Source organism: Metabacillus sp. B2-18, from assembly GCF_021117275.1.
Classification (GTDB): Bacteria; Bacillota; Bacilli; order Bacillales; family Bacillaceae; genus Metabacillus.
Map to the genome: position 1 here is coordinate 51,829 of NZ_CP088246.1, position 12,242 is coordinate 64,070.

Here is a 12,242-nt window from a genome sequence, read left to right on the forward strand (position 1 = left end):
TAATATAGTATGTTGTGCCTTAGCGCACCGCGTAACCGAGCGCATTCAATGTTTGGGAACAATGAGTCCTAGCACTCCGCGCAATTGAGCGCACCGTTCCCACGAACCCTCCTCATCTTTACATGGGGAGGGTTTTTTCGTACTTATAATCATATAACATGGGGGGAACTGTTAGAGTGGAAGGTAAGTGGAATTCTAGAGAAGATATATTTAGTTATCTGGAAGAATATTCTCAAAGTACCAAAGAGCAAATTGATAATTATAAAATGAAAAATACTCTCTTAAAGTCATATGTGTTTGAAACATTTAATGAAAGCCTTTTTGGGTTTGTACCTATTTCGAAAGAAATTTTAAATATTCAGAATTTATTTGGTGACCAAAAACATTTTCTTAAACAAATAGATGAGGAATTATATACTTTAAATGAAAATAATAAATTAGTAGGGTTTATCGAGCAGATAAATCCACGATTTTGTACATTATATACGACTGAATCTTCTAAGTATTCAGACCAACTAGCCCAATCTTATGTAAAGAAGTCAACAACCTTAGACTCTTTATGGATTTCTGGTAAAATGTATGACAACTTTTTAAGGGAAATTACTTTATACCATCCCCCAGAACGTTTTACAAAAATGAAATTCGAGTTTAATTCAATGTTTGAAATAGATCACCTAAATAAAGAAAAGATTATAGAACATAAAGCTTCGTCGGTATCATTAGTAGAAGAGTTAGGTGGTATAGTACATAAACTAAATGGAGTGAGACAGTACATCTCTTCTTTTCACTCAGTTGGAAGTTTACGCTTTCCAAGTCATGTTGGAAAAGGTGGTCATGATGTATATCAAAATGGTAAGTTTACAAATCGCTCCGATAGCTTTTCTGATCATCGTATGCAACTGAAACAAATCGTCTCTGTATATCAAGATATGACAGAGCGTTTGGAGAAAAAGACTTGGATAGAGGTAGAGGAAATAAAGAGTAAGAATAATCTAATAGATAATTCTTTTAAGGCAAGTCCCGTTACAATTAGGTTTAGTAAGCCTTTAAATAATTATGTATTTAATAATTTTGTGGAATACACTTTTCCGAAAGGAAGAGAACCATTTAAAATTTATGGTGAAATAAAAAGGGTGAGTGAAGAAAGGGTGCACATTTACGGGGTAGATCTTCACTTATGGCAAAATGTTGTTCTAGATTTAAGTAAGGAAGAATTTATTCTATTTCTTCCAAAAGGTACATGCGGGAATACAATTCATCGCTTAGTAACTAATATTCAGAAATTCTTAGATCCACAGATTGATGTATATATTGGTAACTCTCCGTATGAAGGAATATTAAATCAAGTAATAGGTGGCAAAGATTTATGAGAACAGAATTGACTCCATTATTTCAACTAAATTTGCTAATACATTTGAGTTTACCATACCCGGAAGGTTCTAGCTTAAATCCATATTTTAATAGGCAAGGTTATTCTTTAAAACAAATAGAAAAGACTATACCGCTTGACCTGGGGAGTATAAAAAAGTTAAAAGGAATATGTGAACCTAAAAAAGCAGTGACACCAGAAGTAGTCTTATATAAGGACAGTGATAAAGAATATTTATTAATTGAATGCAAAGTCCAAGACTTTGATGTTGATTGGACACATCATGGAACAAGGCAAGCTGCTGGATACCTGAGTTTACCATTGGATCATTTAAAAAATTTTTTTGGATTAGAAAGTAAAGCGAAAATAAATACAAAAGTTATTTATGGTGTTAATCAACAAAAAGAACAACATATGTTTGAAACTCTGCAATCTATTAGTGAAAAAGTTAAAGATACGTTGGGACATGCTATGAAGCATGATACTTTTGGAATTGAAATTAAACCAGATGGTTTATACTTATCAGTGCGAAATGGAGAGGAGTTAGAGAGTCATAGGGTTATAAATGAAAAAACTTTATTAAACAATGCTCTGATTTATATTATTCCAGTAGATATTAATGGTCAATTAGAGAAAGAAAATGGAGAAATTCTACAAACGCAGGTTCGAAATTCTATAAGAAGTGTTATAGGTAAAAATATCGGACCACAACCTTTTTCTTTTAATAGTACAAGTATTTGTGAAAAAATTAATCCTGTTTGGGGACAATTACCGGTCCCATTTAAGAAGAAAATGAGGCGGTGGGTTCATAATTATATAAAAGAAATTATCGAACAAATTGTACAAATGGGTATAAATGTAACTGTACATGAACAGAATTATTCGTTCACTTCAGTTGAAGAGAAAAAAATTAAAAATGTAAGAAGATACCTACTTTCAGATAGATTCCTTGAAACCGGACAAAATATTTTTGAGAATTTTGAGCAACTGACGATCGATGAATTTTTAGATGTTGTTTAAAATGGTTATAGGTAAGAAAATCATACTAAAATAGGATATTAAATAAAGACTTCGGTAAATCTGAAGATATCCTAGAAAAGTAGACAAAGGATTCAGAAATAAGACCTGTTTTTTCCACAATGATTTGACAACGGTCATTCATCACTTGACTGACCGTTGCAATTGGACAAGCTATTGAGATAGGTTGAACAGACCAATCCGCTCGCATGTAGTATCATCATTGACGCAACGTTTAGGTATAAGCATGAAGGGGATTTTCGATTGTGACCGAGTAAGTTAAAGAAGCTAGCATTTTCTAACTCTTAAATAAACTTCGTGTAACACAACTAAACCTAAGTATAAATAACGTCTTAAACCATTGAAATTACTGGGATTTAGACGGTTTTTTCAGGAAAGAGAGATAAGTGTTATTAACACATCAAGTGGGATGAAACTCTAGGATTCAATCCAAGTCTCTTTTTTCATCAATCGGCCATGTTGTGGAAACTCTTATAAGTACACAATTGACTAAATACTTCGCAATAAATATCTTCATTTTTAGGTGATTTTGTTAGAGCAAGTGGAGATTCCTCGAAGATTATAAGAAAACCCAATCTTCCTTGTAAAGAAAATTGGGTTATCTTTTATTTATAAACAAAGGATTAATTATGACCAACTATTGGGTGTGGTGCATATGGTTCTTCTAAGTATGTCATTTCTTCAGGAGTTAGCTTAACTGATAAAGAACCTACAGCACCATCGAGATGAGAGATTTTCGTTGCACCTATAATGGGCGCAGTTACTGGTTCTTTCTGTAGTAGCCAAGCCAGTGCGATATGAGTTCGTGGAACTCCATGTTTTTCTGCCAATTCAGCAACTCTCTCTACAACATATCGATCTGCTTCAGCAGTCGCATCATATTTAGATTTTAATATGAAGTCTGTTTCGGAGCGTTGAGTTGATTCCAACCAATCACGGGTTAATCTTCCTGATGCAAGCGGACTATATGGAGTCACCCCAATTTTTTCTTCTTTACAAAGAGGAAGCATTTCCCTTTCTTCTTCACGGTATATGAGATTGTAATGATTCTGCATCGAAACAAAGCGAGTCCAGCCATTTTTTTCAGCTACATGTAATGCCTTTTGGAATTGCCATGCGTACATGGCTGATGCACCGATATATCTTGCCTTTCCAGCTTTCACCACATCATGTAATGCTTCCATCGTTTCTTCGATAGGGGTATTGTAATCCCAACGATGGATAATATAAAGATCTACATAATCGGTTCCCAGTCTCTTCAGGCTCTTATCAATTTCACTCATGATTGCCTTTCGGGATAATCCTGCGCCATTTGGACCTTCATGCATTCGGCCATGTAGCTTTGTTGCGATTACAACTTCATCACGATTGGCGTAATCCTTTAGAGCTCGTCCAAGAAATTCCTCACTGGTTCCCATTGAATATACATTTGCCGTATCAAAGAAATTGATCCCAAGATCAAGTGCTTTTTTAATAATAGAGCGACTTTGCTCTTCATTAAGTACCCATTTATGAATCCATTTTTCTGCTTCACCAAAACTCATACAGCCAAGACAAAATCTAGATACATCCAATCCTGTATTACCTAGTTTCACATATTCCACTTCTTTAATCCTCACTTTCATTTATTAACACATATCTATTTTTAGTTAGGATATTGCACTTCTAATTATGTCACAAATCAGGAACTAAACCTAAACCCATTACTATCAGGTTTTTGCCTAATCCTATCAAATCACTTCCTCACTCAACCAATATCAAGTAAAATGAAACAATCTAAGATGAACGAAGAAGGAGATAAGATATGTCTGAGAAAATTGATAAGCAGAATACTACGAAAACTTATTGAGCGTTACACATGGCAGGATGGTGTTCATCAAACCTCTATTTCATCTTTATTTCTCATCCGTGAATCTATTATTACCGAACCCATCTCTAGGGTTAATGAGCCCTCTTTTTGCATTATCGTACAAGGAGAAAAAGAGGTATGGTTAGGAGAGGAATATTTTAGGTATGGTCCTTGGGATTACATTGTGGCATCCATTGACTTGCCAGTTACAGGGCAAGTTATCAAAGCCTCAGCTGACTCTCCTTATTTAGCTCTAAAACTTGAGATTAGCCCTAGCGAAATCCTAGAAGTATTAGATACTATAGATATTCATTCAGGTAGGAGTAAAAATCCGAAACGAGCAATGTTTATAAGCGAAGTAGTGCCATCTTTGTTGGATGCAGTCATCAGATTAGCTTGGTTACTAGATAATCCAAAACACATCCCGATTCTTGCTCCATTATTTAAGAAAGAAATTCTTTATTGGGTTTTACAAGGTCCGCACGGGGAAGCACTGGAACAAATTGCGTTAGAAGGCAGCAATGCCATCCGAATTAGAAACGTTATAGAACATCTCCTAAATAACTATGAAAAGTCCTTAAGAATAGAGGAACTAGCGGATATAGGAAATATGAGTGTCGCTTCGTTTCATCGGCATTTTAAAGAGGTAACTGCTATGAGTCCAATTCAGTTTCAAAAACAATTGAGATTGCAGGAAGCTAGACGTTTATTATTAGCTGAGTCATCAGATATAGCTGATGTCGCATTCAGGGTGGGCTACGAAAGTCAATCGCAATTCAGTCGAGAATATTCCCGCATGTTCGGTTTTTCACCTAGAGCGGATATAAACCGACTGAGAGAGAGCCACAAGACATAAGCTCAAGCTAATTTGTCTTAGGATATTCAGGGAAATTCGTGCTATAGTTTGAAAGAGACATGATTAATACAGTTTTCCATTGCTGCACATTACAAGAATACTACGCAATTGAAAAATGCTATCTTCAAATAATCGTCCAATTGGAAATAACAGGTAAAAGATAAAAACAGAAGAGGGAGGAAACCTCTCTTAATTTTTAAAATACTTCGTGTAAAATATCAGTTTTGAGCGAAGAGTTTAAGATTATAAAAAATCTAATTTAACTATATATATTAAGGAAGACCAAATTTTCTATATTTTTTTAGAAATCCTGAGTATAAATGGTAAAATATACATAGTAGTAAGATGCTTAATTATGGTGAGAGATATTATTTGATAAAACAAAAGAAAGCCCCTTTGGACAAGTTGTTTCTATATCAGGAATGAATATTATTGTTGAAATCAATAAAGAATTGCTTCAGAGAAATTTAGAACAACAAATTGTATTTGAACAAGAAATGATAAAGTTCCTTAAAAATGGTGAGAAAATGAATAAGAACATATTACAAAAAATAATAAATAGACAAAAAAATATAAAAATATAAGGGAAAATGCACAAGAAGAATTAGCAGTTTTAGAGAAGTATTTTGGTAAAGGTAGTTTAGAACCTTTAACAATATATAATGTAATTAAGAAGCATCTAGAAGCACATCAAAAAGAAATATCTTATTTTGGTTTACGAGGAATAATAATATGATTAGTAACGGCAATTTATGTTATTTATTCAACTCTCAATTATCTCCTCAAACTGGTAAATTCGAATATGGGTCCCCATTATTAACTTATATCACTAATCAAATTATAGCTCTAATTATAGTTGGTATATTTCTTTCTATGTATTTTATCACGACTTTTAATTTTTTCATTTCAGATTGGAAGAGAAGGAATCAGATATATATAAATGAATATATGATTAAGCTTGTTGAAGAGAAAATTAATGCAATTAGTGATGCTAAGAAGGTATAGCAGGGTGTGGCTAATATCTAATCTCAAAAAACTAAAACAAATTAGATGTTTTTTAAATTTAATTCTTTGAAGTATTAAATAATTTTTTTAATAGGGTGATCTAAATATGAATGAAAAACCACCATACTTTGGAAAGAAATTATCCGGAGGTGCTTATAATTCTTCGGGATTAATCTATCAAGATATTTCTGCAATAATTTGCTTCTTTGAATACATAAATAGGGGCAACACTGTAAAAAGCTTAAGTATTGAAACAATTAATGACTTTGTAATTCATCAAGAAAATACTTTTATTTCTGTTCAGGTAAAGAAAAAAAATTTAACTATATCTGATTTGAAGAAAATATTCAAAGAATCATTTCTTGAACCAAGTAATGGCTTAATGATTGTTGGCTCAAATTTTAATCAAGAACTGGATCAGTTAATAAAATTAAGAGATCAATATCGCAACGTAATAGAGTCAGATTTTGATGAAACGTTTAAACAAAATATCGCCTTAGAATTTCATGAAAAAATATTTAGTTTAGGATTGGAACAGGAAAAAGATATTTTTATAAATAGTGAATATAAATGTTTTCCAGAACAAACCATTGATGCTATTCTTTTAGCAACTGTTTGGACATGGGCTGAAAACCAACAGATTTCAATTAATATTAACCAGTTTCTAAATAGTTTAAAAGTAGAGTTACAAACTTTAAGAAGTAAAAGAGGACACATTGGTTTAAATGATATAGATAGATTAATTCAAGTTCATTCAGTTCAATCAGTAGCTAGTAAGATAATAAAAGAAATTTACCAAAATCAAGTAATAAATTCTTCTCAAATACTTTCAGTTTTAGGGGATACCCAGGAAGCTATCTTAAAACCTTTAGAAGATAAACTGAATTTTACAGATGAGTTAATTAAAAAAGGAGAGTATAAAGAAGCGCTGGATATCTATAAAAGTTTAGTGACATTCTATCCGAAGGAAGAAATATTTCTTCAATGCGCTGCTCTTAACGAAATGTGTAAAAAATTTGAAGAAGCTGTTAAATATAGTAATAGTGTGTTATCAATAAATTCATTAAATTATGCAGCGAATTTCATAAAAGGGACATCCTTAGGAGCGCTTAAAAGGTATACTGAAGCAGTTCAACAATTAGAATATGCACTAACCATCAAAAGAACCCCTGAATTATATTACAATTTAGCTCATATCTTTTGGCTTAATAATGATAATCAAAATGCTATTAATAATTATAAATTATGTCTTGAATTAAACAATAGTTTTTCTTCAGCTCACTTAAATATCAGTATTTGTTATTTTGAAAATATGGACCTAGAAATGTCCTTATATCATGTCAATCAAGCAATTCTCATAGAACCTAATATGTACCAGGCATATGCTCGTAAGGGGGAATTATATAGATTTCTAGGGTTATACGACGATGCAATACATTATTTTGAAGAATGTTTGTTAAGGGATAAAGCAAATTATCAAGCCCTCCTCGGAATTTCCCTTAGTTTTGTTGAGAAAGGATGCCTTTCTGAAGGAATTATTCATTTTAAGAACTTCTTTTACCATTATTATGATCAATTTTTCAATTCTAATGATACTGTTGGAAAGAAAGTTGGTATTATTGATATAGGTAAGAATGGAACATCACTTACTACAATTGAACTTGCAGGAGAAAATCAATTAAATATTTATGTTAAAGAAACCTGCTTACCCGTTTCAATACAAAAAAGAAATGATTTTATTTTTCTCGGCGCTTTAGAGCTTTCAGATCATACTGGATCTGCTTTATATCCAGCTATAGGTAAAGTATATGAGAATCAACAACAATTCAAAAGTGTACTTGAACAAATAAAAAAATCAGTCGACTTATTTCAATTTTTTGACCAACAATTGTATATTGATATGGACAATAACATTGATGTAAACCTGACAGAACGTGAAAAATACGTACTAATTGAAATTACATTTAATAATAAATATCACATAACAGGAATTACAAATGAAAAATCTGGTGGGTTAGAATCATTTTTGGATAATCTAGAAAAGTGCGGACAATTCCGGATTCACTTAGAATGTTTTGAATCAAAAGAAGTGTTTGTTATCGATGGATTAAAAGATATTAATATTTCTTTATTTACAAAAGAACACTGAAAATCAACATAATTATTCACATAAAAAGGAAGAGGATTGTTATATACAATCTTCCTCCTTTTATACAAACTTCGTGTAAAATACTAATTTTACGAATAGTTGAATATAGAAAACAAAACAAATGTTTGCTATAATAAAATTAAGTCAATTTATGAAAGTTTTTCCGAAATGAATTTGAAATATGTTAGAAAATTTAAGGTGATAAAATTGATCGGTTATATGAAGTTTGATGTAATGTTTTTTGATGATTTATTGCAAAAGTAGTTCTAAAACCACCTGGAAGTGACAGACCATACGTTATTAATTACATTGAAGGGTTTAATAAACAATTTCCCCCTAACCCTAAGGGATCCATAACTAAAGAAGAACTAGAAAGATGGCTAAAATGGCGTGTATTTCCCCCTACTAGGGCCAATACCGATGAATTATTAAATGTCCTCGGGTTGAAAATTTATAACCGTTGGGGAATCGTTCGTAAAACACATGGAGTAATGGCAGATGATGAAATATGGCTTCGTTTTAATGGTGAATCCTTAAAGCATCGAGATATTGTTCTTCGTAAATACCTTTACTATCCAGATGAGCAATAAGAATAATTTAAATTTATCAAAATTATGTTCATGTAAAGGATGATAATCAATGTTTGATGAAATCAATCGTAAAAAGGCCGCATTAGATACAGCACGGCCATTACCAAAATACACATTAAAAGGCCTCAGAGAAAAGATGTTGCTTGAATGGACTTATAATTCAAATGCAATTGAAGGTAATACACTCACTATTAATGAAACGAAAATAGTGTTAGAAGGAATAACTGTAGGTGGAAAAACTATGCGAGAACACCTAGAAGTTATAAACCATCGTGATGCTATTCAGTATGTTGAGGATATTGTACATAAAAGTGATCCCTTATCTGAATGGCAAATTAAAAATTTGCATCGGCTAGTACTTAAAGGAATTGATGATGAATATGCTGGGGTTTATCGTGATCAACAAGTATTCATATCGGGTGCACAACATACTCCTCCAGCACATTACTTGATTTCTGAAAAAATGATGCAAATGATGAATTGGTATCATGACGAAGGAGTTAAACTTCATCCAGTCGTACGTGGTGCAATGTTACACGCTATTTTTGTTGGTATTCATCCATTTATCGATGGAAATGGAAGAACATCACGCTTATTGTTAAATTTAGAGCTGATGAAGGATGGGTATCCACCAGTTGTTATAAAAGTAAAAAATCGATTAGCATATTATGAGGCACTTGATTTATCACATACAAAAGAGGATTATTCTGATTTTATCCAATTGGTTGCTGAAGAAGTAGAAGATTCTCTGGATTTATATTTAAGCGCAATTAGCAAAAACTGAAACACCGTAATGTGCCTTATATTAAATGACTTTATATTCCAATGATTAAATTAATTGTAACTATGTTCTAGAAAGTGAGTCAATCTTAAATGAAGAATGATGTAATTCTAAATAAAATCAACGTTATTGAACGTTGTGTTAAACGAGTCAAAGAAGAATATGACAATAATCCCGAAAATCTACAAAATATCACTAAGCAAGACTCTATCATCCTTAACTTGCAACGTGCGTGTGAAGCAAGTATTGATTTGGCGATGCATATTGTTATTGAAAAGAAAATTGGTTTGCCGCAAAATAGTCTAGATGCTTTTACATTATTAGAAACAGCCTATATTCTCCCCTCTTCAATCGTTCAAAAAATGAAGTTTTTAGTGGGTTTTAGAAATATTGCTGTTTACGATTTTCAAGAAACCAATTTATCTACCTTACAAAGATTAGTTGAAGATCATTTGATAGACTTTATGGAATATACAAGATCACTACTATTATATTAATTAACAATAAATTTATTATGTAAACAACTACTCGTAAAAATTGTATTTTACACGAAATTCTACATAATTTCCAATTAGAAAGGATGTCTTTATTGGCCAATACCAGACAACATCAAAAACACAAAGAAAAATATAAAGCATTATACTCTCAAATGCCAGAATATGTTAAGGATTATATATTTGCTATGGAGGACAACAAGCGGTCTCCCTCCACCCTATTAAATTATTTATTAGATTATCAAGATTTTTTTAAATGGTTAATACAGGAAGGAATCTCAGAAGCAGATCATTTAAACGACATTCATCATGATATTTTAGCTACCCTCCCCCTTGAGTTAGCGAAAGCATACTTTAGGAAGTTGGAAGAAGAAGAATATAATGTTTCTAAGCATGAAAAGAAAACTCGTTCAAAGTCTATCATTAACAGGAAGAAATCAGCTTTACGTTCTCTTTTTAAATACCTAACGACTCAATATGAGGGTAACGATGGTGAGCCACTATTTCATCGTAATGTTATGCAAAAAATACCTGTCATAAAAGAAAAAGAATCATTAAATTCCCGAAGTAATAAAATGGCAGATGCTATCTTTCAGGACGATTCTGATATTGATTTCCTATATTATGTTAAAAATGATTATGAGAAAGGGCTTTCTAATCGTCAACTATCCTATTTTTTAAGAGATAAAGAAAGAGATTACGCCATCCTCTCCCTTCTTCTAGGTAGCGGTATACGTGTAAACGAGATTGCTGAAATTAGAATTAGAGATCTTAACTTTGAAAAGAGTACAATATCTGTTATGAGAAAAGGTGATAAGAAAGATATTGTGACTGTCTTTGCAGAGGTTATGGAAGATATAGAGGCATATTTACATATAAGGAATAAGCGATATAAGGGTACTAATGCAGAGCATGAATACTTGTTTCTCTCAAAATATAATAAAGGTTTCTCCCCTGCTACAGTTAGAACAATTCAAGATCTAGTACGAAAATATACTAAAGCGTTTAATAAAGGAAAACGCAGCATGTCTCCTCATAAATTACGTCATACATATGCGACTAATCTAATGGACGAAACTAAGGACCTCTCCCTCGTTATGGAGCAGCTTGGACACACTTCTGAAACTACGGCATTATTATATGTTCATACCAGTCAAGAGAAAGCTCGTAAAGCCGCCGAAGCGTTATCTGAGCGTAGGAAACGTTTAAAAGACGCTGATAAGGATATTTTTTAAACTAGAAAGGGGATTGGTAATCCTTTCGAGATACAGATAATTAAGCTCTTCAATTGTCTTTATTATAAATTATATAGATAAGATAAGGCCTTTTTAAAATATGGTAATTTCATAAAATATAGTAGTTTCATTGATGGTGTATTTATTTTTTGAAACCAGATATATTATCGTAATTACCTTATTGTAAAAAAGCATTGACCTTTAAATTCAAGATAAGCTTATTCTATTGCGGAAGATTACTCTATTCTATTTTTGGGAAGTAAGCCATAACTTTTATAAATATGGTGTATTAAAAAACAACATAAAAGAAATATAAAACTAAAAACAAAAAAGTGAAAGATATTGAGTTTCCATCAATGGTTGAAGCAAATAACCAATTATTCGGAAATTTCATGTTAGACCTTTACCATAAAGATATAATGAACCATATTAAGAATTATTATGAAGATGAGAAAATCAATGGTTATTCCATGCCAGAAGGTAATAAACCTGTTTACATAAGGACTTCAACAAATCTAAAAGATGTAGAAGAGCAATTTAGTTATGTATTAAAAACAACAATACTTCCTACGGATAAAGATGGAACTATTCGTGGTAAAGTCACTTTATATCTTGCTGTTGAACCTTCACGAGTAAACGAAACTAATCTTCCTAAAGTACTTAAACAAATGAAATTAATAAAATATGAGCATGAAGAAGTCAAAAAATAATGACAAGAGCCAATCTTATATTTAGGTTGGCCCTTTTTAACACTAGGGATTTCTGGAATTATTTTATCAGATGAATACTCTATACAAAACTAGTTAACATAATGTCAACTATACGAAGTAAGTCAAAGAGCCAAACCCATTGATATCAAGGGTTTGGCTCTTTGGG

At 31.9% G+C, this 12,242-nt stretch carries 11 protein-coding genes; 9 read left to right on the forward strand and 2 right to left on the reverse strand.

What is annotated here, in order from left to right:
- The first annotated feature begins 176 nt into the window (after positions 1 to 176).
- On the forward strand, positions 177 to 1,370 hold the full coding sequence (locus LPC09_RS25895) for a hypothetical protein (protein WP_231309845.1): 1,194 nt from the start codon (positions 177 to 179) through the stop codon (positions 1,368 to 1,370).
- Positions 1,367 to 2,389: a hypothetical protein gene (locus tag LPC09_RS25900; protein ID WP_098796786.1), complete on the forward strand. Its 1,023-nt coding sequence runs from the start codon at positions 1,367 to 1,369 to the stop codon at positions 2,387 to 2,389. Before LPC09_RS25895 ends, LPC09_RS25900 begins: the two co-directional genes overlap by 4 nt.
- Before the next feature lie 25 nt (positions 2,390 to 2,414).
- On the opposite strand, the gene LPC09_RS25905 is transcribed toward LPC09_RS25900, so the two are convergent.
- Together LPC09_RS25905 and LPC09_RS25910 are read right to left on the reverse strand one after the other, a co-directional pair.
- Entirely contained in the window at positions 2,415 to 2,597 is a 183-nt protein-coding gene (locus LPC09_RS25905; RefSeq protein ID WP_141549672.1) for a hypothetical protein, read from the reverse strand.
- Between the two features lie 433 nt (positions 2,598 to 3,030).
- Positions 3,031 to 4,011 carry an aldo/keto reductase gene (locus LPC09_RS25910; RefSeq protein ID WP_098796829.1) on the reverse strand — a complete coding sequence of 327 codons (981 nt, stop codon included), beginning with the start codon at positions 4,009 to 4,011 and terminating at the stop codon, positions 3,031 to 3,033.
- 213 nt (positions 4,012 to 4,224) lie between these two features.
- On the opposite strand from LPC09_RS25910, the gene LPC09_RS25915 reads away from it, so the two are divergent.
- From LPC09_RS25915 to LPC09_RS25945, 7 genes are all read left to right on the forward strand, one after another.
- A complete protein-coding gene (locus LPC09_RS25915; RefSeq protein ID WP_442920052.1) occupies positions 4,225 to 5,112 on the forward strand; it encodes an AraC family transcriptional regulator in 888 nt (295 codons plus the stop codon).
- A gap of 1,111 nt (positions 5,113 to 6,223) precedes the next feature.
- Entirely contained in the window at positions 6,224 to 8,266 is a 2,043-nt protein-coding gene (locus tag LPC09_RS25920; protein WP_098796780.1) for a tetratricopeptide repeat protein, read from the forward strand.
- Between the two features lie 443 nt (positions 8,267 to 8,709).
- Positions 8,710 to 8,856, forward strand: a complete 147-nt coding sequence (locus tag LPC09_RS25925; RefSeq protein ID WP_231309847.1) for a hypothetical protein — start codon at positions 8,710 to 8,712, stop codon at positions 8,854 to 8,856.
- A 49-nt stretch (positions 8,857 to 8,905) separates the two neighbouring features.
- Positions 8,906 to 9,640, forward strand: a complete 735-nt coding sequence (locus tag LPC09_RS25930; RefSeq protein WP_098796777.1) for a Fic family protein — start codon at positions 8,906 to 8,908, stop codon at positions 9,638 to 9,640.
- An 89-nt stretch (positions 9,641 to 9,729) separates the two neighbouring features.
- Positions 9,730 to 10,134: a type VII toxin-antitoxin system HepT family RNase toxin gene (gene hepT / locus LPC09_RS25935; RefSeq protein ID WP_098796774.1), complete on the forward strand. Its 405-nt coding sequence runs from the start codon at positions 9,730 to 9,732 to the stop codon at positions 10,132 to 10,134.
- 83 nt (positions 10,135 to 10,217) lie between these two features.
- Positions 10,218 to 11,366 (forward strand): tyrosine recombinase XerS, encoded by a 1,149-nt coding sequence (xerS, locus tag LPC09_RS25940; RefSeq protein WP_396653920.1) that lies wholly within the window; start codon positions 10,218 to 10,220, stop codon positions 11,364 to 11,366.
- A gap of 356 nt (positions 11,367 to 11,722) precedes the next feature.
- Positions 11,723 to 12,076: a hypothetical protein gene (locus tag LPC09_RS25945; RefSeq protein ID WP_098796769.1), complete on the forward strand. Its 354-nt coding sequence runs from the start codon at positions 11,723 to 11,725 to the stop codon at positions 12,074 to 12,076.
- The last annotated feature ends 166 nt before the right edge of the window (positions 12,077 to 12,242 follow it).